This is a genomic window from Erythrobacter sp. S43 (genome assembly GCF_057364955.1).
The window spans coordinates 1723994-1746197 of record NZ_CP200285.1 but is presented as its reverse complement, the minus strand read 5'-3'; the positions used below and the strand labels follow the sequence as shown (position 1 = coordinate 1746197).

Here is a 22204-nt window from a genome sequence, read left to right as displayed (position 1 = left end):
GAAAACAGACGAGGTGAAGGCACTTATGACAATTATCGCCAGAATGATGATTTTGTGCATTGCGATGTTTTCGGCTTTCACAAGTGTGCCTGTTTGGGCGCATGGCGATGAGCAACATGGCACCGCTGCGGCGGCGCAAAAGCCTGTTGCGCAAGCGGTAGGAGATGAGCCAGCTGCCAAGAAAGCGGACGCAGCAGGGGGCGAGATCGAACTTGCTGATGAGGTCGGTTCGTCTCTCGAAACGCTGCGTATGCTGCACCCGGCCACAGTTCACTTCCCGATTGCGCTGCTTTTGTTGGCTGCTGCGGTTGAGGCCTTGCTGATCCTTCGCCCCAACTCCGGTTTGGAACAGACCGTCCGCATCATCCTCTATTTCGCTGCCGCTGGAACAGTCACTGCAGCTCTCTTTGGCTGGATACACACTGGCATGTGGATGGGAGGAGAAGCCCTGATGCAACAGCACAGGTGGGTCGGAACGGGACTGGCCGTATTGTCTATTGGTCTTGCGCTACTCGCAGCGAGACCGCCTGACCATGCGCGAAGAACCCTACGTACAGGTCTGTCAATCGCTGCCATCGCCGTGGTCCTGCAAGGGTATTGGGGAGCGGAACTGTCCCACGGGCCAGGGCATCTATCCCAGCAACACTAATACTTTGTCGAGGCAATCAGAGATGACTCAAATGAAAACAGCAAAACTCTATCGCATGGTGATGCCCGATCATCTTTGTCCGTCAGGACTGAAGGCCAAGTGGTTGCTTGAGCGCAAAGGCTACAGGGTCGAAGATCATCATCTTACGACGCGTGAAGAAACCGATGCTTTCAAGGACGAGCACAGTGTCAAAACTACACCGCAAGCCTGGATCGGCGACAAGCGCATAGGCGGATACACTGATCTCGCGGCCCATTTCGGGAATGCGGTCGAGAAGGACGGGGTTACCTATCGACCTGTCGTTGTGCTGTTTGGTATGATGGCTCTTATGGCCTTTGCAGCGGCCTGGGTTGCCAATGGGCAGCCTATCTCAATCCTTTCTGCCGAGTGGTTCGTAAGCTTCTCGATGTGCGGCCTCGCTTATCTCAAACTGCGCGACGTAGAGAGCTTCTCGACCATGTTCCTGAATTATGACCTGCTCGCAAGACGGTGGGTGCCCTACGGGTACATCTACCCCTTCGCCGAGGGGCTTGCCGGGGTGCTGATGACTGCGCACGTGCTAAACATCATTTCGATTCCGGTAGCGCTTTTCATCGGCACAATCGGAGCGGCGAGCGTGTTCAAGGCGGTCTACATCGACAAGCGTGAACTTAAATGCGCGTGCGTCGGTGGGGACAGCAACGTGCCGCTAGGCTTTGTTTCGCTGACCGAAAACCTGTTCATGATCGGTATGGCGATTTGGATGCTGGCAAAGCTGCAGTTTGCATAAGAGTTTGAGGTGAGAGCCAGCATAAAGCCCACGGGTAATTAGCTCTAGTTCTAACTGTGGGTCGTGCCTTCTTCATCGTGCTGGTCCTTGTGCGCATCGCGCAGGATATCGATCCCGCCATAGATCGCGATCCCGGCAACAGCGACGCCGACCAGTAGATCTGGCCAATTCGCACCAGTAAGCATGACGACCAGTCCTGCGACAATAATCCCGCCATTAGCGACAAAATCGTTGAAGCTAAAAGTCGTTGCGGCTCGCAGATTGACGTCCTTCTGCTGGAGGTTTTGCAGCAGGCGAAGGCAAATGAGGTTCACTACGGCTGCGATCGCAGCCATGGCCATCATTTCGATGCCGCCAGGGTCGGAGCCTTCCAGAAAACGACGTATTGCATCGGCAATAACGCCAGCGGCAAACAACAGGAGCAAGCCACCTGAAAGGCGAGCCGCGTTGCGCTTCCACACTCGAGAACGGCTAAGTGCGAAAAGGCTCAGGATATAGACAAGAGCATCAGATGCATTGTCGAGACCATTGGCGAGAAGCGCGTTAGAATCGGCAAAATATCCGACGAACAAGAAACCGACAGCCAACGCGACGTTGAGCCACAGGACAATCCACAGAGTTCGCCGCTTTTCAGCACTATCAAGCTCGAATTTATGATCGCCGCTCATGGCATTTCTCCGTGACCCTTGGCCTGCCCGGATTTCTCCGCGAAAATCAGGCTCACAATGGCAGGCAGCACGAACAGTGTGAGCGCTGTTGCCGTTATCAGTCCGCCGATCACAACCGTGGCGAGCGGGCGCTGCACCTCGGCCCCGGTTCCTGTCGCCAGCGCCATCGGAACGAAGCCGAGCGAGGCGACGAGCGCCGTCATCAGAACCGGGCGGAGGCGGGCAATGGCGCCTTCGACTATCGCTTCACCGAGCTCCAAACCTTTTTCGAGCCGCTGCTTGATCGCGGTTATCATGACGAGACCATTCAATGTGGCCACGCCAGATAGAGCAATGAAGCCCACGGCTGCCGAGATCGAGAATGGCATGCCTCTGAGGGCCAGAAAGAAGACTCCGCCAGCCAGTGCCATCGGAATCGCGCTGAACACCGCTAGCGCCGAGACCCATCCGCCGACTGCCATGTAGAGCAGTAGCAGGATGACCGCAAAGGCGAGCGGAACCACGATCAGTAGACGTTGCTGCGCTTGCTGCAGGTTCTGATACTGCCCGCCCCATTCGATAAACGACGCGGATGGCAGTTCGACGTTTGTGGCCACTTCGGACTGGGCCTGCTCGACAAATGAGCCAAGATCACGCTCCCGCACATTGGCGGATACGATGACCAGTCTTCGTCCCTGTTCGCGGCGGACCTCGGCCAGCCCATCGATGACCTGAAACTCGGCCACCGCGCGCAGCGGAATACTCCCGCCATTCGGGAGGACAATCGGCAAAGTGCCGAGCTGGTCGAAATCATTGCGATTGGCATCTGACAATCTGACGACGACATCGAACCGGCGGTCGCCTTCGAACACCAGGCCGGCGTTGCGACCGCCAAGCGCGATGGCAACGGACTGGGTCACGTCCTCGACGCTTAGCCCGTAGCGCGCGATCGTTGGCCGATCGAAGGCGATATCGAGTGTTGGGAAACCAGAGACCTGCTGAACCTTCACGTCGGCTGCCCCTTCGACGCCGCGCAGCACGGCGGCGACTTCGTTCGCAGCGGAAGTCATGGCGGTCAGATCATCTCCGTACAGCTTGACCGCCACATCGCCGCGAACGCCTGCAATGAGCTCGTTGAAGCGCAATTCGATGGGCTGGCTGAACTCATAGAGATTGCCGACGAGGCCGCCGAGCGCTTCTTCCATCTCGCTTACCAGCTCTTCCTTGGACAGCGAGGGATCGGGCCATTCCTCGCGTGGCTTGAGGATCACATAGGCATCCGAGATGTTCGGCGGCATGGGATCGGTTGCGACCTCGGCCGTGCCGGTGCGAGAAAACACCAGCTCTACCTGTGGGAATTGTGTGAGGCGCGCCTCGACCTGGCGCTGCATAGCGAGCGACTGCTCCAATGGGGTGGATGGGATGCGCAGCGACTGCACCGCCAGATCTCGCTCGTCGAGTTGCGGCGTGAATTCGCTGCCGATGAAACTGAACACCAGCGCTGCAAGTGCAAATACGCCGACACCGGTGCCGATGACCGGCCATGGACGGGCGAGGGCCCTGCGCAGCAGTGGATCATAGCGATCTTTTGCCACGCGAATTGGCTTCACTTCTTTCTCGTTGATTTTCTTGTTCAGCAAGAGAGCGATCATCGCCGGGACAAATGTCAGTGACAGGATGAAAGCCGAAGCCAGGGCAAGCATGACGGTGATGGCCATGGGCGTGAAGGTTTTGCCTTCCACACCGGTGAAGGTGAGAAGAGGCGCAAAGACCAGAAAGATGATCGCCTGACCGTAAACGGTCGGCTTGATCATCTCATGCGCTGCTGCGCGGGTCTCCGCGAGGCGTTCACGCAGCGTCAGCAAGCGTCCTTCAAGCTCCTGCCTATGGGCGAGGCGGGCGATACTGTTCTCGACAATGATGACGGCGCCATCGACGATCAGGCCGAAATCGAGCGCGCCAAGGCTCATCAGGTTGCCCGATACGCCAAGCCGGTTCATCCCGATGGCTGCCATCAGCATCGAAAGAGGAATGACCAGTGCGGCAATGATGGCAGCGCGGATGTTTCCGAGCAGCAGGAACAGGACGACGATGACAAGCAAGGCGCCCTCGACCAGATTGTTGCGAACCGTAGCGATGGTCGCATCGACCAAAGTGGACCGATTGTAGACAATCTCAGCCACCACTCCGGCAGGCAGCGATGCACGAACTTCCTCAAGCCTGTCAGCTGCGCCAGCGGCAACGGTTCGGCTGTTCTCGCCCGCTCGCATCAGGACAGTTCCGACGACCGCTTCATCGCCGTTGAGCGAGGCGGCCCCTGTGCGAAGGTCACCGCCAACCTCGACTGTGGCAACATCGCCTACGCGGATCGGCACGCCTTCGCGGGTCGTCACCACCGCCTGCTCGATGTCTTCTACCGAATTCAGCCGGGAATCGACACGGGCCAGGAGCGCTTCGCCGGCACGTTCGACGAAGTTCGCGCCTTCCGCCTGGTTCGCCGCTTCGAGCGCTGTAATCAACTGGTCGAGTGAAACACCGTAGCCGCCCAGGCGATCCGGGTCGGGCTGCACCAGATATTGCTTTTCAAAGCCGCCGATCGAATCCACGCCCGCGACGCCGTCGGCCGAGCGCATCAGCGGCGCGACCACCCAGTCCTGCACCGTGCGCAGGTAGGCGGCTCTCGCCACCTCCGTGTCCAATCGCTCGCCCCGGTCGGTGACAAAGCTGCCGTCATTCTGCCAGCCAATGGCGCCGCCGTTCGGAGCATCCGTTCCACCCGGATGCTCGAATTCGATGGTATACATCAACACCTCGCCGAGACCGGTCGCAATCGGACCCATCGACGGCTCCGCGCCTGCAGGAAGCGAAGAGGCGAGCGTGGCAAGCCGTTCCTCCACCTGCGAGCGCGCAAAATAGATATCCGTGCCTTCCTCGAAGATCGCGGTGACCTGGCTAAAGCCATTGCGCGAGATCGAGCGGGTCATTTCCAGTCCCTCGATCCCGGCGAGGCCCGTCTCGACAGGGAAGGTTACCTGCGTTTCGATCTGTGAGGGCGAGAGCGCCGGTGCTTCGGTGTTGATCTGTACTTGAACATTGGTGATATCCGGCACCGCATCAATCGGCAGTTTCGCAAGATTGAACGCACCCCAGATCGCCACGCCGAGTGCCAGAAGCACGACCGCCCAGCGGTTGCGCACCGACCAATCAAGGACGCCGCCAATCAGGCCGCCATTGCTGCCGGCCTCTTTTTCGAAGCCGCTCTCAGAACGATCAATGTCCATGTTCGGCTTCCTCTTTTCCGAGTTCGGCTTTGAGCAGGAAGGCGTTTTCGGTCGCGATCCGCTGGCCATTCTGCAATCCGGACTCGATCACGATGCGCCCTCCAGAACGCGATCCCGTCACGACAGGCGTTGCTTGAAAGCCGGTACGCGTGCGAACGAACACGACTTCACGGCCTTCGACCATCTGAACTGCGGGTTCAGGCACCGAGATCGAGGTCGCATCGGTTTCACCTGAGGGCCGGATGCGCGCCTGCAAGAAGGCACCTGGCTGCAATCCGGGAACCGCTCCAGCGAGCGAGATAACTGCGGTAGCGCTGCGGCTTTCCGGGTCGAGTGCCGGAGTTATCGAGCGCACACGTCCGCCGATCTCTCGCTCCTCTCCGAATTCCAGCGTTGCCTCGTCGCCGGGCCTAATTCTCGCGGCATCGCTGGCTGGCAGAGCAACCTGCACTTGCAAACCGCTCGCGTTCACGATCTGGAACATCTCTTCACCGGCTGAGACGTAGGAACCGAGCACGATCGGCGCGCTGGTGATCTGCCCTGAAATCGGGCTCGTCACAGCAAGCGACCGTCCATCCCCGCTGACACCGGCAGCTGCGGATGCGGCTTGCGCACGGGAAAGTTCGGACCTTGCCACCTGCAGATTGGCCTGCGCAGCTTCGAGATCCTGCCGAGCCGTCACATTGGCCTCGAACAGCCGCCTTTCCCGGTCATAGAGTGCAGAAAGTTCGTTGACGCGGGCACGCGCCGCAGCGACCTGCGCAGCCAGTCCGGCAGCTTCACCGCTTTCGATCCGGGCAATCGGCTCACCTCGCCTGACATAGTCGCCAAGCGTCTTGTTCACGCTTCTAACGACTCCGGAAGCGCGTGCATCGATCCGCGCACTGGCACTCGGCGCCGCGGCGACCGTTGCGGGGAATACGATCTCTGTAACAGCACCAAACTGAACAGCTTCGATTTCGATGGAGGAAGCCGCGATTTGCTCTTCGCTAATTTGCAAAGCGCCTTCGGAACCTTCGGTTTCTGCTCCGCCTTCCTCTTCGCTCTGTCCTTCTTCGGAGTGGTCGGCAGACCCTGACGGCCAGAAGGCCCAAGCAGATACGGCCGCCAGAACAAGGATGCCGACTATTGCGATAAGATAGTTACGTTTCATGGGAAGGGATCTCACTGTGCGGTGAGCCAGATGAGCCGCGCCGCGAGCAGGCCGCGGGACTCTTCTGCCTGGATCAGATTTTCACGAATGGCGTCGCGCGCTTCGGCAGCTGCCAGGACTTCGATCAGCGGAAACCGGCCATTGCGGTATCCTATCTCGACAAGTCGGAGTGCTTCCTCGGCCTGCGGCAGAGATGCGCTGGAAAGGGTTTCCACCCGCGTTTCGGCGGCCAGATACAGCGTTCGCGTCCGCTCGAACTCCACGCGGTAGTCCGCCTCGGCTATCGCTTCGCTCGCGCTTGCCGCGCGATATTGCGCTTCAGCGGCTGCGATGTTGCCCTGGTTACGGTTGCGGAAGGGCAGAGGAATGGAAATCCCGACAATGAAGGCTTGATCGTTGCTTTCTTGAAATCGGCGCACGCCTGCCGACAGCGTGGGGTCGGGAACGCCGAGCGAGCGTTCACGCGCAATTTCGGCCTCAGCAAAGGTGGTTCGCGCATCCGCAATGCGCAGCTGCAAGGGATCTTCGGAACCCAGCGGAGCGAGCGGCGGCGCTAAATCAGGAAAGACGTTCGATACCACCGGGTTGGGCCGGCCGGACACCCAAAGAGCCGCGAGCGCCTGACGTGCCGCTAGATCGGCAGCTTGTGCAGCCTGCAGCTCAGCTTCCGCTTCTGCAAGCGCTGCACGGGCGCGCATGGCACGCAGCGGTGGCTCCCGCCCGACCTCGACAAGCACATTGGCGATCCGGGCCAGCTCACGGTTCCGCTCGACGATTTCGAGCGCCAGGACGAGGCGCTGGCCTGCGGCGACAGCTTCGACATATCGCTCACGAACGCCTAGCGCGAGTAGCGACAACGCCAAATCGCTCTGCAAGCCGGTGAAGTCGGCTGATGCCTGTGCGCTCGCGATGCGCGCCCTTCGTTTGCCGCCGAGTTCAAGCTGCTGGCCGATCGCCAGAGTATATTCGGAGGAGCGCAGGCCGGAAAATGCACCGGAACCTGCAATGTCTTCCACCTCGAACGACAACGAAGGGTTAGGCCGAAGCCGCGCCTGGTCGATAGCCGCACGCGCGGCTTCTGCTTCCGCTTGCGGGCCGTAGACGCGCGGATTGCTGTTCGAACTTGTACCCTCTTGACCGTCAACGCCCGCTCTGGCGAGCGCTTCTTCGAGGGTAATTGTCTCCTGTGCCGATATCGGCAAACCCGTACACACGGCAAACAAGGCCGCGGCCAGTGCAATGCACCGCATTTCTTATCTCCTGACTGAAACCAATCGAGCGCGCTCGAAAGCGAGCTCGCAAATGATTGTCGGTCAGGCTTTGGGAGGCTGTATCAGGACTGGGGGAGCACGGGAGGCGAGCGATGACGTGGCAAGCGGGCCCCTCAGGTTATCCGAACTCCAGAAAGGTGATCGCAGGAGCATGCTGGTGTCAGCGAGACTAAAACTGCAATTGTGGTGGTGCGTTGCCGAATGGTCCTGGCCATCATGGTCTGGCGTTGCATCGTTCGTATCAAAATGGTCCGCGCCATGCGCGTAGATATGATCGGCTGCATGAGCGAAGCTTTCGCCTTCCCCGGCATGCACGTCCGGGAGAGACAGTACGCTGCTGAATAGGATCGCCAATACCGCGAGAAAAGGCAAAATCTTGCGTGTCACTTCAGCGAACATCTTAGAAACACGTGAAGATTTATACAAGTTTATATCAATCATGGAACTTGGATGGCTGAAAATGCTCATAGTTGATCGTTCTCCAATCCACGCGCAGCCCATAGCCCCATGCCGCCAAGCAATATCTCGATGAGAGCTTCACGCAGCGGTTGGACGGCAAGCACCTCGGCGCCCTCCATGAAAACAGCCGCAACTCTGCTTAATCCCACGCAGATAAAAACTGCGGCAGCAATCAGACTAAGCTGACGCGAAGAGAGGTTGATGCGCCCCCCAAGGATCAGCACAACGCCGATACCTATCTCGCCGCCTCCGATCATGGCGCGCATAGCCACCCGGGCAGATGGGTGGTCGAGCCCAATCGCATAGTAGCTCATGATTTCCGGCTGAATGAGAGTTGCTATTCCGAGCGCGAGAAAAATGCATCCTGCAAAAGAAGGGTAAACGCTGCCCAAGATCCGACGAAGATTGCTGATCACAGGAACCGCCTTGTCTGGCGTTTATAGTCCAAATAGTCCTGACCGTATTGCTGCTCCAGCCATGGCTCTTCGAAGTTAGGAGCGAGCAAATACATGGCCGCCCAGAGCGTCAATAATATCCAGACAAGCAAGGTGTTGGCGAGCAGGCCCCAACCAATCATGCCGACCCATGTCGCAACGTAGACAGGGTTCCTGCTTATGCTGAACCAACCAGTGGTTTTCAGACCGTGCTTTTCGCCAAATGCATTGCGCCAGCCCATCTGGAACGTAATCCAGAATGCCAGAGCAAAGCCTACAACCAACAGTGCGAGGCCCACAGTATATTGGAGCAAGGCATCAGCGGGAGCCACAGACTCAAAGTCGAGAAGGGAAAGGGCCAGCAATGGGTAAAGGAACAGGCGAAACAGCGCCATGAAGGTGCGGTGCTGCCAACTGTCCCCTGAAGGGGGAGGGAAGAACTGAAACTTTCCGCTCAAGACCGCAAAAATGGAGAGCCCGATTATCGCGCAAATCGAGCTGGCCGCTAATCCGAACAAACCCCAAGCGACCCATGAAGGCAGGTCAATCATGTGCAGCACTCCTACAACCAGCGCCGCGTCTGGTTGCGGTAGGCTGTAAATGCGCTTCCGAAATTCTGCTCCAGAACTCGCTCTTCAGGGATTATCTGGATGAGCGTGATAGAGAGGGCGTAGAGAATTGGCCCGCTGAATGCTGCGAGGTTTTGGAGGGCCAAGGCTCCACCCACAAGCACGAGCAGCATACCCAGATACATCGGGTTTCGGGTAAAGCGATAGAGGCCTGTTGTAACGAGTTGCTCGGCTTGCTCAGGCGTAATCGGATTTACCGTTGTGTTCGCCCTCCCAAACGATCGAACCGCAAAGAAAAGCACCAGCGCTCCAGCCGCAATGACGGGAACCGATAGCCAAAAAAGAGGCACTGATCCGTAAGCAAGCGCGGGCAGGTTTGTCGTCAGAATATAGCCAGCAAGGCCATAGAACGCGAACTGCATCAGGGGCGGGAAATACAGCTTTTTCTGTTTCTTGGATCGCTCTGAAATCTGGGTTTGAGGCATTTTCCGACTCGCTTGATTATGATTCGAGTCAAGTGATACAGTCTACAGCGACTGTAGAGGCAAGCGTGAAAAGCACATTCCTATGAAACCAATGACAATTGGCCGTCTTTCAAGTGCGGCAAAGGTCAAAGTGACCACCATTCGATATTACGAAAGTATCGGCTTGATGGGCACGCCAGACCGTAGCGCAAGTGGGCAAAGGCTCTATGGCGGCGTCGATGTGGAACGCCTCTCATTTGTGAGGCATGCCCGCGAACTCGGCTTTTCGATGGACGCAATCAAAGACTTGATTGGATTGCAGACTGAACCAGACCAAGACTGCTCGGCAGTTGACACAATCGCTCAGAAGCAACTTGCCGAAGTTCAAAAGCGGCTGGCACAGCTAGAGGCTCTGGAACGCGAGCTGAAACGCATGATCGAAAATTGCAGGGGCGGTAAAGTCGGCGGATGCCAGGTCATGGCGGCGATCAATGACCACTCTGAATGCGAGACTGACAAGCACGAGCGCTTGAAGCCGCTTTGAAGTAAAGCCGTTCTCACATTTGTTAAAAGGCATTCCCAGCGGTGACCTTGGGCTCTAAGCTAACGTCCGCAATTGGGTCAGGACTGGAATGATCGCGAGCTCGAGGCAAAGGCTAGTTGAGCTTACCTGCGATCCACTTGTCGAGGTCGTCCTCAGACCAAGCCACTGCATGCCCACCCAGTTGCACAGGCTTGGGGAACCTACCCTCACTCATCCAGCGATAGATCGTTGAACGGCCAAGCCCGACCCGGCTCATCACTTCTGGAAGACGAATGAGGCGTGTCACGCGGCGCGGCTCGGCCAGTCTTTTTCCTAAATGCTCACCCATGATGACTTCCTTCGGCCACTGAAAAGACATCTCCGAGCAACACATCCTTTCGCTCAAGCTCATCAATATGATCAGACAGCATCCGCGCAACACGGTGCGCAGTGCCTCTGGCCCAGCGGGGCCTTACATCTTGTAGCCGGCCCCCAAGCTCGCAGGCCAAGGCTATCGGCAGAGCGGTCAGGAAGTCTTCCAGAAACCGACCAATCTCGGTTCCCTGCCATTCTGCCGACTGATCGGCATCGGTGAGCAAGAACATCGACAGAGCTTGCTGCGGGCTAACGCCGCTGGCCTGGAGGATTCGCGATGTTTCTCCCAAACTCGCCGAACGTTTGCCGGTCAAAACCCTTCGCAAGGCGTCCTTATGGATCTGCGCATCACGCGCAATGTCGCGACGCGTGCGGCCGCTACTTTCGACCGCGCTTGTCAGTAGCCGTGCCAGATCAGCGCGGGTCTGTTCTTCGGAGAATTGCACCATGTCGGTCATTGCCGATTCCTTCCTTGAGCTGTGGCTTCAGGATCGAGCTATCGCCGTAGGAAGGGTGTAGGAAATATCAAAGAACATAAATAGAACATCAAGGAACCACCGAATCAGTCGAATCTCGTGATTCGCTCTAATTTCGGCAGGTTACGCGCACAATGCGGCACTCCGAGCGCACCAGATGGCACAGATTGCTCTGTCGGACGCTAGGTCGACGCAAATTCCAGCTTCGCGGCCTTTGAATGTCGTTTTTTGCTTGGTGCGGACCACAAATTCTCAGCTTCACTTTTCCTACACCCCGCCATTCAATCGAGGAAGAACATACAGCGAACGCATCGCTGCTTCTTGTTCCCAATGGAGTTCCTCGATGACCAAGACCCTCACTCTTCCCGCAAAGACCAAAAGCGGCATTCGGGCGCGCGATTATATCGTGCCAGCAACCGTTGCCCTGGCGTGCGCCGGCGCAGCCTATGCCGGCGCTGATACGACCTTCGATCCGGCGCTGCAGAAGTTCACCGACTTCCTTGAAGGCTCAGGCGGCAAGATCATCACTGTCCTCAGCCTTGCCGGGGGACTGATCGCGCTGGCCTCAGGCCGCTTCGCGCTTGGCCAAGTGGCCGTGCCGGTTGGCGTTGGCATCGGTGTTGGCACCGGCGTGCCGATCGTCACCTCTGTCGTCACCGCGACGATCTGATCGCATAGACGACAGGAGGGCGGCATGGCCGACACATACCTAGTGCCTCAGCGGCTCGATGATCCGGAGCTGATTGGTTTTTGGACAATCGATGAGTTTGCGGGACTGCTGATCCCGTTCGCTTGGGGCATTCTTGCGCAGCACATCATCATTGGGACTGGCCTCGCGGCCATGACCTGGTTCGCTCTTCGGAAAGCGAAAAGATCTGGTGCAAGCTCAAAATTGGTGCACGCTGCCTATTGGTATTTGCCGGGGAGTTTCCTCGGATTGAAAGCCACGCCGCCCTCCCATTGCCGCCTGCTTGCCGGCTGAGGGAGGAAACACATGAAATCCGAATTCGCTTATGAAGAAGCACAGCGCCATTTGAAGCAGCGCAACCGCTTTGCGGCGCTGGCAGGCGTGCTGGGCCTTTCCACGGTTCTCGCTGTCGGTGCCGCAGCAACTCGCGATGAAGCGCTCATCCTGATGCCGATCACCTCGGAACGGGTCGAACTCTCGAGTAGCGGGATCGACGCGACATATCTCGAGCTTGTTACCCGTGACACCGCTCTGATGTTGCTCAATCGCGCGCCCGAAAGCCTCGATTATTGGATGGAGAGCATCCTCAAGCTTGCTGATCCAGCAGCGCGCGGAAGTCTCAAGGCTGAACTGATCAAGATCGTTGATGAGCAGCGCGGCTCGGACATCAGCCAAGCCTTCGTGATTGCGCAAATCCATGTCGATCCGGACGCACTCACTTCAACTGTAAGCGGAACACTCAAGACCTTTGTCGGCGCGCAAGTGATCGCCAGCCAGAGCCGCAGCTTTGAGTTCATCTGGCAGCGCCGCGGGCTCAGCCTTGGCCTGACCGGTTTCCGCCAACTTCCTGCCCAAAAGGAGGAAAGCCAATGAGCTTCTCCACCCGATCCCTGCCGACAGCCCTTACAAGTGTGCTGCTCGCTTCAGCCTCGCTCATCCAGGCTTCGCCTGCGCATGCCGATCAGTTTGTCGAAGCCGCTGATGGGGCAACGATTGATTGCGTCCTCGCGCGCGGTGCGCTCACCCGGATTGCGCTGATCAAAGACGGCTTTGCCAATGTCTCAAAGATGGCAAGCGGTTATCCCTATAATGATTTTGAAGTGACGCATGAGCCAGTGCGCGGCGACATCTATGTCTCCGTCCCGCAGCAATATGCGAGCGCACGGGTCAGCTTCTTTGCCACCAGCAGTAAGGGCCATGTCTACAAATTCGCCTGCAAGGTCGAAGGCGACGAAGCGAGCCAGCTCTTCGTCACCAATCCAGCGCTAGCCAAACCTGATGATGGCGACGGCTTGAACTCCGCACCATCCGAAGACGAAGCCGCGATCCATCTGATCGAAGCGATGGCGAGCGATGCCGTCTTGCCAGGTTTCCGAGCGCGGGCTGCGCTGTCACGCCCGCGCCGCACTGGCAGCCTCGAAGTCCAACAGGTCGCAGAATACGAGGGCGGGGAACTCACCGGCCAAGCCTTCACCCTGCGCAATCTCGGATCTGAGACAATCGATCTTGCAAATGAGCGCGATGGGCCCGCAGGCGCGCTGGCCTTTGCCTATGCCAGCGAAACGCTCGCACCCGGCGAGACGACGCGGGCCTTCCTTGTCTTTGCCAAGGGAGGGCTGAAGTGATGGCCGAGAGCAATGCCAAAGCGCCCGAGAGCAAAAGGGCGGGTCTCAACAGCGCAATCGCCAAACGGCAAAAGCTGCTCCTCGCCGGGATTGGCGCGGTAGCCCTCATCGGCGGATCGATGTTCATTTTCAGCGGCGATGAAGCGGAAAATGGCGCGGATGGCGGTGCGACCACGATCGATACGGGTGGCCTGGTTAATCGCAATCTCTCGCAACGCGAGTTTGTGGCGACCTATGGCAATCGGCTCGATGCGCAGGGCCGCGCGATCAAGGACCTGCAAGAAAGCCAGCTTCCCAAAAGCTCGATCGAACAGGAACTCGATACACTGCGCAGCGAAAACGCTCGCATGCTGAGCGATGGCCAGGCCGCAATCGATGCGATCTCAGCTGAAAATGCGGCCCTTCGTTCGGAGCTCGAAAGTGCAAGAGCCAATCCTCCTGTGGCGCCTGTCGCGCCGATTGCTCCGCCTCAGCCTGGCTCCAAGCCAACTGCATTGGAGCCAGCGCCGCTCCCCGAACCAAAAGCAAGCCTGCTTAGTTTTGAAAACGCGAATTCCAAGGCTGCGCCCACCGGTGTAAACGATGGATCACCACCGCTGCTTTTGGAAGCGAGCAGAGACTACCTTCCGCCCAACAGCTATGCGCCTGCGACGGTCATCGTCGGGGTTGACGCGTCTACGGGCGTGACTAGTCAAAGCGATCCGCTCCCTGTGGTACTGCGCATCACTGGCCCGGCGCGCTCTGTCCTCAAAGGTAAACGCCTCCTCACCACGGATTTGACCGGCTGCCTCGTCAATGGCGCGGCGCGCGGCGATCTCTCGGCTGAGAAAGTCTACGTCAAATTGGTGCGTATGACCTGCGCGCAGCCAGGCGGTCGTTATGCGGTCAGCGAGGTCAAGGGTTTCATCGCCTTTGCTGGCAAGTCTGGCGTTCGCGGCCGCGTCGTAAGCCGCGAAGGCAGTCTTGTAAGCCAAGCGCTGCTCGCTGGGATTGTCGGCGGATTTGGCCGGGGCTTTTCTGCCACCGCCAATGGCATTTTTGCCGGCCGTGTCGGCGAAGATGGCGAGCGCGCCTCGCTTTCACCCACCGACATTCTTGCAGGCGGTTTTGGCCAAGGCGCTGGCGAAGCCGCCGACACCGTCAGCCAATACCTCATCGAACGCGCCGAACAATACCAACCCGTCGTCGAGATGCCGACCGGCATCGAAGTCGAGATCGTCTTTCTCGACGGCGTCCATGTCAGGAGCCCCTCTCAATGAACTTTCACGATTTTCGTCCCGGTCTGATGACACGGGCTATTCATTTCTCGATTGCAGCGGCGAGCGCCGCTGCCGTGCTCACCAGCGGTGTCGCCATGGTGACTGCGATCCCGGCTCACGCCGCGATTGCGCGCGATGTCAGCCAGGCGCTCAAGCTCCGGCTGCCAAAAACGCCGATTGATGCGCTAGATTGCAAGAGCTTTGCGCCCTGGTGCGAAGTGGTCTCAGGCGACACGCTTTTCTATATCGACCAGGCGGCGCGCTATCTCTTCGTCGGACGGCTCTATGATCTTGAAAAACGCCGTGATGTGACAGCCACTCGGCTGATCGAGCTCAACCCCGATCTTCTGGCCGCAGGAGCCGCGCGCGCCGGTGGAGGCGCTGATAGAGCGGATCAAAACCACTCAGCGAAAGCCGCCAAGTCCAAAGTCGATACAGCTGGCCTTCCGAAAGACGGCGCAGTGCATTGGGGCAATCCCAGGGGTGAGAAGCTGATCGTCTTTTCAGACTTTCAATGCGGCTATTGCCGCCAGCTCACCGGCGCCCTCAAAGACACAGGCCTTTTCATCGAAGAACGCCCGATCTCGATCTTTGGCGCATCAAGCCGCCGGATGGCTGAAGGCGTGCTCTGCGCGCGTGATCCCGCCAAAGCGATGCATCAGGCTTATGCCGGGCAGACACACCCCATACCCTCGAACTGCAATGTCAGCGCAGCGCTCGATGCCAATGAGGCCTTTGCCAAAACCAATGGCTTTTCTGGGACGCCGGTGATCGTGCGCGCGAATGATGGCGCGGTACTCCACGGCTACCGCGATGCGGAGACGCTAATCCGGTTTGCCAAAGGCGGAGCAGACCAATGAACCCGCGCACCTACAAGCTTGCGATCCTTGCTGGGCTCGCTGTCACAATCAGTGGCTGCGCAACTTTGGGCAGCAATGTGAGCGGTGATTTCGCTTGCCGCGCGCCGGGTGGCAGCTGCGCGCCCACATCGGCGATTGATGATGCCGCGACCAAGGCGAGCCTGCCTCAAGAACCTGTCACTCAGGTGGCACCGCCAAGCAGTGACCGCAGGCTGCGTATTGTGGTCGCTGCGCGGCGCGATGCCAGCGGACGCGAGCACGAAGCGCGCATTGTCCATGTGCCTTTGCCTCAGCAGCCGCATTCGGAGTGGCGAGCACCTCTTTCAACGGGCCAGGTTCTTCGCGCGCTCGGCCGTGCCAGCCAAGGCACACAGCAAAAGCAACCCATTGCTCCACCTTCCAGCTTTACCCCGCAGCAGCTCCCGGACGTTCTGGTTATCCCCTCCCAGACTTCTCCGGAGCTGCCCGGCGCGATAGCGCCGGCCGCAGGGGCACCCGGCCTTTCCCCCTCCCCGGGCCGGGTGCCCCAATCGGCAACCAATGATGGAGAGACGCTATGACCCTCTCACTAAGCTCTGCGCGCGATGCGCTTCTTTCAGGCCTGTTCGGCGATGCCAAAAAGGCCGACCAAACGGCGGCGCATTTTTCGCTTGAGATGCTATCGGACTGGCTACCCTACCGCGTCTTCGATCAAGGCGCCGGGCTTTATCGCAACGCCCATTCGAAAGGCTTTGCGCTTGAAGTAACCCCGCTCATCGGTGCCGACGAACGCACGGGCGAAATCCTGGGCCAGTTCTTTTCTGAAAGTCTGCCGCGGGGCGCATGCCTGCAAGTGCTCAATTTCGCGAGCCCGCGCATCGGCTCGATTGTCGCGCCCTGGTTTGCTCCGCGTTACGAGCAAGGCGGCATCTATGAAGCGATAGCCAAAGCGCGCACCGACCGGCTTTACGATCTTGTCTGGCAATCTGGCTCCGAGCACGCGCCTTTCCATGCCCGCCATACACGATTGATCATTTCGCTTGGCGTGCCAGTTCCAAGCAATGTGAGCGACGCAGAGCTTAGCGAATGCCGCAAGGGCCTGATGGGCATGCTCAATTCGCTGGGCCTTTCGTCAACCCCGCTTGAGCCCGCTGGGCTCTTGGCGCTGATCGATGAACTCACATCGCCCACCACGGCGCGCGAGCCTGAGACTACACATTGGAACCGAGAAGACACGCTCGATGCCCAAGCGATCCGACGCGATATCGAACTGGAAGTCGAAGATGATCGGTTGATCCTTCGCACCGAGCGCTTTCGCGAAACCGGGCGAAGCCGCGATGGCGTGCCGCAAATGGGCGAATGCTATCCCGACCGCTTTGACGTTCGCCATTATGGCGTGCGTTCGACACCTGAACGCTGGGCGCCGTGGGAGTGTGCGCGCCTCATCGGTGATATGTTCACCGACAAACTGCGCTTCCCTTGCCCTGCAGCCACCATGCTGTGCCTGCACTATCCCGATCAGGAAGCAGCTAGCGCTCGCGCAGGCTATAAATTCATGCGTACGACCAGCCTTTCTGAAACGAAAAGCGCGCGCTTTCTCCCCAATCTCTCGCAGCAATCGGCCGAATGGAAACACGTTCAGGCCGAGCTTCAAGCGGGCAAGAAACTGGTCAAACTCTTCTACGGTGTCACCACCATCTCCCCGCTTGGCGAAGGCGATGCGCATGAGCGCACAATCAAGGCAATCTACAAAGCGGCCGGATGGGATTTGGCCGACGAACGCTTCCTGCAATTGCAAGGTCTGGTCGCTGCGTTCCCGCTGAGCCTTGCAGACGGCCTTGTTCAAGACATGGCGCGTCTCAAGCGCTTTCGGACGATGCTCTCAACGACTGCCGCGAACATCGCGCCGATGCAAGGCGAGTATCTTGGCGGAGAAATCCCGCATCTCTTGCTGCTTGGAAGGCGCGGCCAACCCTTTTTCTGGTCGCCCTTCGAGAACAACGCGGGCAATCACAATATCGCGATCTGCGGTAAATCCGGTTCGGGCAAGTCGGTGCTGCTGCAAGAACTTTGCACCGCTTTGCGCGGTGCCGGCGCGAAGGTTGTGGTGATTGATGACGGTCGCAGCTTTGAGCATTCAGTAAAGCTGCAAGGCGGTCGCTTTGTCGAGTTTACGCTCGCCTCTGGATTTTCGCTCAACCCCTTCTCGATGGTCGATGATGCGCGCGCCGAGGTCGACGAAGATTACCGGCTCGATTGCTTTGCCATGATCAAAGCGATCATCGGCCAGATGGCGCGGCCAAGCACGGCGCCATCGGACACCGAGCGTGGGCTGATTGATCAGGCTGTGACCCATGTATGGGATGCACTTGGGAGCGGCGGGGCCGTGGATGATGTCGCCCACGCGCTTCATTCAAGCGAGAACCAAGCGGGCAAAGAGCTTGCGACAGCGATTGCGCCCTTTTGCCAAGGTGGGAGCTATGCCGGGTTTTTCTCAGGCAAAGCCAGCTTTGCGCTCGAAGATGATTTCACCGTCTTTGAAATGAGCGATCTGGCGAGCCGCGAGGAACTGAGGAGCGTCGTTCTCTCCGCCATCATGTTCATGACCGGTCAGGCGATGACACGCAGCTCTAGGGCAACCAAGAAGCTGCTCCTTATCGACGAGGCCTGGGCCATGCTCAAAGGCGGGTCGATGGGCGAGTTTGTCGAGACTTACGCTCGAACAGCGCGCAAATATGGCGGCGCTCTCGCGACCGCCACCCAATCTCTCAATGACTATTACAAATCGGATGGCGCGCGCGCCGCGCTTGAAAACAGCGACTGGATGCTGGTGCTCCAGCAAAAGCCCGAGACCATCGCCGATTTCCGCAAGGAAGCGCGGCTCGATATGGACGACCGGACCGAGACGCTGATCCGCAGCCTCAAGCGCTCGGGCACCGAATATAGCGAGATCTATGTGAAGGGCCCAGAGACAGAAGCGGTCGGAAGGTTAGTCCTCGACCCACTGTCCGCAACGATCTTCTCCTCTGATCCCGACACCTATGCTGCCATCCAGAGCCATGTCGAAAGCGGCATGCCACTGGAACGCGCAGTTGCGCTGGTCGCAGGCTTGGGAGGAGACAGCCAATGACGCTCGAGACCAGCACGCTTGTCGATCGCACACCGTCGCCTCTGACGAAATGGGCACAGCGTACGCGGCGTTCCTTCAATTGGCTCGCGCTCTTCCAAGGCAGCTGCTTTGTGCTGATCGAATGCGTCATCTTCGCAGCCAGCACTCTGTTACTGGTGCTTGGCCTGCCGCTGTTCGTTTTTCTGCTGCTCGCAGGCTGGGATCTCGCCACGCTGTTCGCGCAGCTTGGCAATCTTGCTGACCATTACCGAACCGCTGAACCCATAGCGCAGCGGCTCTTTGCATCGGATTTGCAGATCGCCTTCCTTCTAATCGCGGGGACGCTTGCCCTCTTTAGAATGCCAGGTTTTCTGCGTCGGCTTGAGCGCCGCCTCCATGAAGACGAGGTGTCCCATGCCTGATGCAAACCTAACCCGCGCGCTCCTTCTCAAAGCGCTTGTCATGTCAGCCTGCATCGCCGCTTTTCTTTGGGGCGCATGGATCACGCGAGAGATCACAAACGAACCACCCATCCAACGCATCGTCACAGTCCGGCTTGCCGAGACGATCGGGACATTTGTCGAAGAAGCCGCGCGCGCTGATGCGGATCCTGCAGCGGTCCAGGCGGCAAGCCTTGCCTACCTTAAAGCAGCGGAAAGCGCGGTTGACGATATGGGACGCGACGGGCGCGTCATTCTGGTTGCCGAAGCTGTGCTCGCAGGCGCGGCCGAGGACGCAACACCCGAGCTCGAAGCGCGCATCGCTGAAAAGCTCAAAGCGGGAGAACGGCCATGAATCTGCCTCTTCGCTTCAAGCGCCCGCTGCTCCTCCTAGGGGTCGTCCTCTTGCCGCTTGCCTGGGCACCACTCGATGCCTTTAGCAAAAATCACGCCTTCCTCATCAATGCGAGCCCAAGCCTACCCAATTGGGCGTTCTGGCTCGATAAAGACGCGCAGATAACGCGTGACAGCCTGATATTCTTTGAGCCTCCCAAGAGCCGCCTCGTTACAAGTCATTTTGGCAAAGAGCCACAAATGTTCGGCAAGCGCGTGCTGGGCATGCCCGGCGATATGGTCAGCCATGAAGGCGACCAAGTCTTCGTCAATGACAAACCCATTGCTACGCGTCTCGACAGAACCAGCCTCGGCATAGCGCTCACGCAAGGGCCACAAGGTGAGATCCCGGAAGGGTGTTTCTACGCCGGAACCAATCATCCGCGCGGGCTTGATAGCCGCTATGCGGAAATAGGTTTTGTCTGTGCCAGGCAGATCATGGGCAGCGGGAGGGCCATCCTGTGATGCGCGGCACTCTGTCTTTCATCGCGCTTTCCCTCGCAATCCTGCCGATACAGGTGCAAGCGCGCGACTACGGTCAGCGCGGCGCGCTCTTTCCGATTGTCGAGCGCGACCTGCTCGAACAGATCCACTCGCGGCTCCTCCAGATGGAGAAGTCAGGCGAGACCGCGCGGCTTAATCAGGAATTGAAGCGGCGAACGATTGCGTGGGTCAATCGGCCCAATCCTGTTCCCGGCCTCACCAACGCGCAGGAAAGCCGCAATTGGATCTTCGATCCGACCATCACGCTCGCTAGTGATATTCGCGGAGCCCAGGGCGAGCTGATCCATGCCGCCGGTACGCGGGTCAATCCGCTTGATAGTGTGAAGCTGCGCGCTGACCTTCTGTTCCTCGATGGCGATGATCCAGCGCAGATCCGATGGGCGCTTGAGCAAGACTCAAAGGCCAAGCTGATCTTGGTCAAAGGCGCGCCTCTCGAACTCATGAAAACTCGTCAACGCCGCTTCTATTTCGATCAAGCCGGCAAACTCACGGCCAAGTTCAAGATCAAAGCTGTGCCAGCACGAGTGCGTCAGCAAGGACGCATACTTGAGGTAAGCGAGATCGCTTTGCCAGTGCGGAAGGTGCGGCCATGAGCACTATCCGCGCTGTCCTGGTTCTCGTGCTCGCCTCGTTGTCACTGGCCTTCGCTTCGCCTGCTTCCGCTGATGCCGGGCCTGGCAAATGCACCGGGCAGTTCGTCAATCCAATAACAGATATCTGCTGGTCATGCCTCTTCCCGATCTCGGTCGGCGGGCTTGAAATCTGGCCTTCAAGCCGCCCCGATCCTGATAACCCTGATTTTCCGCTTTGCCTGTGCGGTATCAGGCCCGGCATTGCGATGGGGTTCTGGGAGCCGGTGCGGCTTGCCGATGTCAGCATGAAGCCATGGTGCTTCGTTAATCTGGGCGGGATGAAGCTCGATCCCGGCTTCGATATCGGCTTTCGCTCGATTTCAGGGCCGTCTGCAATCGGCGGGGCAAGCCAATACTATTCAAGCTGGCACGTCCACTGGTACGCCTATCCTCTTATCTATTGGATGGAGATCGTTGCTGATTTCCTGTGCCTCGAACCCGGCTCAATCGACATTCTCTACATCTCCGAGATTGATCCGCTGTGGCAGGACAGCGAGCTTACCGCGATCATCAACCCTGAAGCGGTGCTCTTCGCCAATCCGCTCGCACTATCCGCGTGCGCTGCCGACTGCGCGGCTTCGACCGCCAATCTTCCGCTTGATGAAATGTTCTGGTGCGCGGGCTGCCAGGGCTCAATGTATCCGATGAATGGCAATGTCTCTGCCTCGATCGGCCATGTGCAAGCCTCGCGGCTCGTGCTCTCACGCTTTGCTTACAAGCTGCACCGCCAGCTCGTTTCATGGGGCACGATGGGCTCGAAAGGACTGTGCGGTAAATACCTCATGCCGGTGATGAGAAAACAGCAATATCGCTTTCAAGCCACCAACCCTAATCCGGCGACCAAAGGCCGCTACGCCTGCCCGCCCATCGGGGCATCGACCACCTTTCAATCCCCCGGACAGATGATCCCCGCCATTGGCGAAGACATGGGATATCTCGTCTGGCGCAAAAGGAATTGCTGCGCGCTATGAGACACGCCTTTTCGCTCTTCGCCATCACCAGCATTGCGATCGCTGCAACTGTGGCTGTGGCTTCGGCACAGGATGCTTCACCGGAGCTCGATCTTGCCGAAATCCGGGCTCGTGCGAGCGAACACACGAAAGACGCCGAAGCGCTCGCCGACGCAGTGCGCACCAAAGCCGATGCTTTGGCGCAAGAAGCCAAACAAACCCAGCAAGAGGCAAATGACAATCGCGCTGGCTACGCCGCGACAGCCCAGACGACAGTGGATCAAGGCCCGCTTGATCTGGATGGCATGATCCGCGCGCAAGCCGATGCAGAAGCGGCGAGCCTCACTGAGACACCCAAATTCATCGCCTTTGCTTCGCTCGGCATGCCTGAAGCTTCGCTGAAAGCGCTGGTGCGTGACGTGACCCAAGCGGGCGGTATCACTGTCCTTCGAGGTTTCCCTCAAGGCGACAGCAAAGCCTTTAAGCAGCGTCTCGCAGCAATCTGGAGTGATGGTGATGAAGCCGGCGCGCTCGGCATTGATCCGCGTCTCTTTCGCGCTTTCCGGATCGAAGCGGCACCGAGCTTCGTCATGATCGCCAGCGATTTTTCTCCATGCGATGGATCTCGACTGCACCGATGCCGTGCCACCCCACGACCGCATGGCTGGCAATATCAGCGTGGAAGAAGTGCTCGA

25 protein-coding genes and 1 pseudogene are annotated in these 22204 nt (G+C 58.7%); 17 read left to right on the top strand and 9 right to left on the bottom strand.

Annotated features, from left to right (window positions below; genetic code table 11):
• The first annotated feature begins 25 nt into the window (after window positions 1-25).
• Both AC0V6K_RS08510 and AC0V6K_RS08505 read left to right on the top strand, forming a co-directional pair.
• The gene (locus tag AC0V6K_RS08510; RefSeq protein WP_486172607.1) at window positions 26-649 is read left to right on the top strand and encodes a DUF2231 domain-containing protein; all 624 of its coding nucleotides are present in this window, start codon (window positions 26-28) and stop codon (window positions 647-649) included.
• 22 nt (window positions 650-671) lie between these two features.
• Complete coding sequence (locus AC0V6K_RS08505; protein WP_472621275.1) at window positions 672-1418, top strand: MauE/DoxX family redox-associated membrane protein; 747 nt, start codon at window positions 672-674, stop codon at window positions 1416-1418.
• A 50-nt stretch (window positions 1419-1468) separates the two neighbouring features.
• Here AC0V6K_RS08505 and AC0V6K_RS08500 read toward each other — a convergent pair whose 3' ends face one another.
• From AC0V6K_RS08500 to AC0V6K_RS08470, 7 genes are all read right to left on the bottom strand, one after another.
• The gene (locus AC0V6K_RS08500; RefSeq protein ID WP_472621273.1) at window positions 1469-2086 is read right to left on the bottom strand and encodes a cation diffusion facilitator family transporter; all 618 of its coding nucleotides are present in this window, start codon (window positions 2084-2086) and stop codon (window positions 1469-1471) included.
• Window positions 2083-5289 (bottom strand): efflux RND transporter permease subunit, encoded by a 3207-nt coding sequence (locus AC0V6K_RS08495; RefSeq protein ID WP_472626084.1) that lies wholly within the window; start codon window positions 5287-5289, stop codon window positions 2083-2085. Before AC0V6K_RS08495 ends, AC0V6K_RS08500 begins: the two co-directional genes overlap by 4 nt.
• Before the next feature lie 46 nt (window positions 5290-5335).
• Window positions 5336-6499, bottom strand: a complete 1164-nt coding sequence (locus AC0V6K_RS08490) for an efflux RND transporter periplasmic adaptor subunit (protein ID WP_472621271.1) — start codon at window positions 6497-6499, stop codon at window positions 5336-5338.
• Window positions 6500-6510: 11 nt separating this feature from the next.
• Window positions 6511-7749, bottom strand: a complete 1239-nt coding sequence (locus tag AC0V6K_RS08485; RefSeq protein ID WP_472621269.1) for a TolC family protein — start codon at window positions 7747-7749, stop codon at window positions 6511-6513.
• 485 nt (window positions 7750-8234) lie between these two features.
• Window positions 8235-8645, bottom strand: a complete 411-nt coding sequence (locus AC0V6K_RS08480) for a DUF4345 family protein (protein ID WP_472621267.1) — start codon at window positions 8643-8645, stop codon at window positions 8235-8237.
• On the bottom strand, window positions 8642-9214 hold the full coding sequence (locus AC0V6K_RS08475; protein ID WP_472621265.1) for a methyltransferase family protein: 573 nt from the start codon (window positions 9212-9214) through the stop codon (window positions 8642-8644). The genes AC0V6K_RS08480 and AC0V6K_RS08475 overlap by 4 nt, the downstream gene beginning before the upstream one ends.
• 11 nt (window positions 9215-9225) lie before the next feature.
• On the bottom strand, window positions 9226-9717 hold the full coding sequence (locus AC0V6K_RS08470) for a methyltransferase family protein (RefSeq protein ID WP_472621263.1): 492 nt from the start codon (window positions 9715-9717) through the stop codon (window positions 9226-9228).
• Window positions 9718-9799: 82 nt separating this feature from the next.
• Between AC0V6K_RS08470 and AC0V6K_RS08465 the strand changes: the two genes are divergently transcribed.
• Window positions 9800-10240, top strand: a complete 441-nt coding sequence (locus tag AC0V6K_RS08465) for a MerR family transcriptional regulator (protein WP_298336093.1) — start codon at window positions 9800-9802, stop codon at window positions 10238-10240.
• Between the two features lie 112 nt (window positions 10241-10352).
• On the opposite strand, the gene AC0V6K_RS08460 is transcribed toward AC0V6K_RS08465, so the two are convergent.
• Window positions 10353-10568, bottom strand: coding sequence for a helix-turn-helix transcriptional regulator (locus tag AC0V6K_RS08460; protein WP_298336091.1), 216 nt, complete (start codon window positions 10566-10568; stop codon window positions 10353-10355).
• Entirely contained in the window at window positions 10561-11052 is a 492-nt protein-coding gene (locus tag AC0V6K_RS08455; protein ID WP_472621260.1) for a helix-turn-helix domain-containing protein, read from the bottom strand. Before AC0V6K_RS08455 ends, AC0V6K_RS08460 begins: the two co-directional genes overlap by 8 nt.
• A gap of 361 nt (window positions 11053-11413) precedes the next feature.
• On the opposite strand from AC0V6K_RS08455, the gene AC0V6K_RS08450 reads away from it, so the two are divergent.
• The 14 genes and pseudogenes from AC0V6K_RS08450 to AC0V6K_RS08385 all read left to right on the top strand — a co-directional run.
• A complete protein-coding gene (locus AC0V6K_RS08450) occupies window positions 11414-11740 on the top strand; it encodes a hypothetical protein (RefSeq protein WP_472621258.1) in 327 nt (108 codons plus the stop codon).
• A gap of 24 nt (window positions 11741-11764) precedes the next feature.
• The gene (gene traL / locus AC0V6K_RS08445) at window positions 11765-12052 is read left to right on the top strand and encodes a type IV conjugative transfer system protein TraL (RefSeq protein ID WP_472621256.1); all 288 of its coding nucleotides are present in this window, start codon (window positions 11765-11767) and stop codon (window positions 12050-12052) included.
• A 12-nt stretch (window positions 12053-12064) separates the two neighbouring features.
• Window positions 12065-12631: a type IV conjugative transfer system protein TraE gene (locus AC0V6K_RS08440; RefSeq protein ID WP_472621254.1), complete on the top strand. Its 567-nt coding sequence runs from the start codon at window positions 12065-12067 to the stop codon at window positions 12629-12631.
• A complete protein-coding gene (locus AC0V6K_RS08435) occupies window positions 12628-13383 on the top strand; it encodes a type-F conjugative transfer system secretin TraK (RefSeq protein ID WP_472621252.1) in 756 nt (251 codons plus the stop codon). The genes AC0V6K_RS08440 and AC0V6K_RS08435 overlap by 4 nt, the downstream gene beginning before the upstream one ends.
• Window positions 13383-14642 carry a TraB/VirB10 family protein gene (locus AC0V6K_RS08430; RefSeq protein WP_472621250.1) on the top strand — a complete coding sequence of 420 codons (1260 nt, stop codon included), beginning with the start codon at window positions 13383-13385 and terminating at the stop codon, window positions 14640-14642. The genes AC0V6K_RS08435 and AC0V6K_RS08430 overlap by 1 nt, the downstream gene beginning before the upstream one ends.
• A complete protein-coding gene (locus tag AC0V6K_RS08425; protein WP_472621248.1) occupies window positions 14639-15502 on the top strand; it encodes a DsbC family protein in 864 nt (287 codons plus the stop codon). Before AC0V6K_RS08430 ends, AC0V6K_RS08425 begins: the two co-directional genes overlap by 4 nt.
• Window positions 15499-16062: a hypothetical protein gene (locus tag AC0V6K_RS08420; RefSeq protein ID WP_472621246.1), complete on the top strand. Its 564-nt coding sequence runs from the start codon at window positions 15499-15501 to the stop codon at window positions 16060-16062. Before AC0V6K_RS08425 ends, AC0V6K_RS08420 begins: the two co-directional genes overlap by 4 nt.
• The gene (gene traC, locus AC0V6K_RS08415; RefSeq protein WP_472621244.1) at window positions 16059-18611 is read left to right on the top strand and encodes a type IV secretion system protein TraC; all 2553 of its coding nucleotides are present in this window, start codon (window positions 16059-16061) and stop codon (window positions 18609-18611) included. Before AC0V6K_RS08420 ends, traC begins: the two co-directional genes overlap by 4 nt.
• Complete coding sequence (locus AC0V6K_RS08410) at window positions 18608-19012, top strand: hypothetical protein (protein ID WP_472621242.1); 405 nt, start codon at window positions 18608-18610, stop codon at window positions 19010-19012. The genes traC and AC0V6K_RS08410 overlap by 4 nt, the downstream gene beginning before the upstream one ends.
• Window positions 19005-19385 (top strand): TrbI F-type domain-containing protein, encoded by a 381-nt coding sequence (locus AC0V6K_RS08405; protein WP_472621240.1) that lies wholly within the window; start codon window positions 19005-19007, stop codon window positions 19383-19385. The genes AC0V6K_RS08410 and AC0V6K_RS08405 overlap by 8 nt, the downstream gene beginning before the upstream one ends.
• Entirely contained in the window at window positions 19382-19888 is a 507-nt protein-coding gene (locus AC0V6K_RS08400; protein ID WP_472621238.1) for a S26 family signal peptidase, read from the top strand. The genes AC0V6K_RS08405 and AC0V6K_RS08400 overlap by 4 nt, the downstream gene beginning before the upstream one ends.
• Window positions 19888-20520 (top strand): type-F conjugative transfer system protein TraW, encoded by a 633-nt coding sequence (gene traW / locus AC0V6K_RS08395; protein WP_472621236.1) that lies wholly within the window; start codon window positions 19888-19890, stop codon window positions 20518-20520. Before AC0V6K_RS08400 ends, traW begins: the two co-directional genes overlap by 1 nt.
• The gene (traU, locus tag AC0V6K_RS08390) at window positions 20517-21530 is read left to right on the top strand and encodes a conjugal transfer pilus assembly protein TraU (RefSeq protein ID WP_472621234.1); all 1014 of its coding nucleotides are present in this window, start codon (window positions 20517-20519) and stop codon (window positions 21528-21530) included. Before traW ends, traU begins: the two co-directional genes overlap by 4 nt.
• A pseudogene (locus AC0V6K_RS08385) lies at window positions 21527-22084 on the top strand (type-F conjugative transfer system pilin assembly protein TrbC); the annotation flags it as partial. The gene traU and the pseudogene AC0V6K_RS08385, both read left to right, overlap by 4 nt.
• Between the last annotated feature and the right edge of the window lie 120 nt (window positions 22085-22204).

Excerpts from the sequence above, each read along its gene's own strand:
- AC0V6K_RS08450 (WP_472621258.1), top strand. The coding sequence starts at position 11,414 with ATGACCAAGACCCTCACTCTTCCCGCAAAGACCAAAAGCGGCATTCGG.
- AC0V6K_RS08510 (WP_486172607.1), top strand. The coding sequence starts at position 26 with ATGACAATTATCGCCAGAATGATGATTTTGTGCATTGCGATGTTTTCG.
- traU (WP_472621234.1), top strand. The coding sequence starts at position 20,517 with ATGAGCACTATCCGCGCTGTCCTGGTTCTCGTGCTCGCCTCGTTGTCA.
- AC0V6K_RS08470 (WP_472621263.1), bottom strand. The coding sequence starts at position 9,717 with ATGCCTCAAACCCAGATTTCAGAGCGATCCAAGAAACAGAAAAAGCTG.
- AC0V6K_RS08465 (WP_298336093.1), top strand. The coding sequence starts at position 9,800 with ATGAAACCAATGACAATTGGCCGTCTTTCAAGTGCGGCAAAGGTCAAA.
- traL (WP_472621256.1), top strand. The coding sequence starts at position 11,765 with ATGGCCGACACATACCTAGTGCCTCAGCGGCTCGATGATCCGGAGCTG.
- AC0V6K_RS08435 (WP_472621252.1), top strand. The coding sequence starts at position 12,628 with ATGAGCTTCTCCACCCGATCCCTGCCGACAGCCCTTACAAGTGTGCTG.
- traW (WP_472621236.1), top strand. The coding sequence starts at position 19,888 with ATGCGCGGCACTCTGTCTTTCATCGCGCTTTCCCTCGCAATCCTGCCG.
- AC0V6K_RS08430 (WP_472621250.1), top strand. The coding sequence starts at position 13,383 with ATGGCCGAGAGCAATGCCAAAGCGCCCGAGAGCAAAAGGGCGGGTCTC.
- AC0V6K_RS08490 (WP_472621271.1), bottom strand. The coding sequence starts at position 6,499 with ATGAAACGTAACTATCTTATCGCAATAGTCGGCATCCTTGTTCTGGCG.
- AC0V6K_RS08425 (WP_472621248.1), top strand. The coding sequence starts at position 14,639 with ATGAACTTTCACGATTTTCGTCCCGGTCTGATGACACGGGCTATTCAT.
- AC0V6K_RS08400 (WP_472621238.1), top strand. The coding sequence starts at position 19,382 with ATGAATCTGCCTCTTCGCTTCAAGCGCCCGCTGCTCCTCCTAGGGGTC.
- AC0V6K_RS08405 (WP_472621240.1), top strand. The coding sequence starts at position 19,005 with ATGCCTGATGCAAACCTAACCCGCGCGCTCCTTCTCAAAGCGCTTGTC.
- AC0V6K_RS08500 (WP_472621273.1), bottom strand. The coding sequence starts at position 2,086 with ATGAGCGGCGATCATAAATTCGAGCTTGATAGTGCTGAAAAGCGGCGA.
- AC0V6K_RS08505 (WP_472621275.1), top strand. The coding sequence starts at position 672 with ATGACTCAAATGAAAACAGCAAAACTCTATCGCATGGTGATGCCCGAT.
- AC0V6K_RS08485 (WP_472621269.1), bottom strand. The coding sequence starts at position 7,749 with ATGCGGTGCATTGCACTGGCCGCGGCCTTGTTTGCCGTGTGTACGGGT.
- AC0V6K_RS08440 (WP_472621254.1), top strand. The coding sequence starts at position 12,065 with ATGAAATCCGAATTCGCTTATGAAGAAGCACAGCGCCATTTGAAGCAG.
- AC0V6K_RS08455 (WP_472621260.1), bottom strand. The coding sequence starts at position 11,052 with ATGACCGACATGGTGCAATTCTCCGAAGAACAGACCCGCGCTGATCTG.
- AC0V6K_RS08460 (WP_298336091.1), bottom strand. The coding sequence starts at position 10,568 with ATGGGTGAGCATTTAGGAAAAAGACTGGCCGAGCCGCGCCGCGTGACA.
- traC (WP_472621244.1), top strand. The coding sequence starts at position 16,059 with ATGACCCTCTCACTAAGCTCTGCGCGCGATGCGCTTCTTTCAGGCCTG.
- AC0V6K_RS08410 (WP_472621242.1), top strand. The coding sequence starts at position 18,608 with ATGACGCTCGAGACCAGCACGCTTGTCGATCGCACACCGTCGCCTCTG.
- AC0V6K_RS08475 (WP_472621265.1), bottom strand. The coding sequence starts at position 9,214 with ATGATTGACCTGCCTTCATGGGTCGCTTGGGGTTTGTTCGGATTAGCG.
- AC0V6K_RS08420 (WP_472621246.1), top strand. The coding sequence starts at position 15,499 with ATGAACCCGCGCACCTACAAGCTTGCGATCCTTGCTGGGCTCGCTGTC.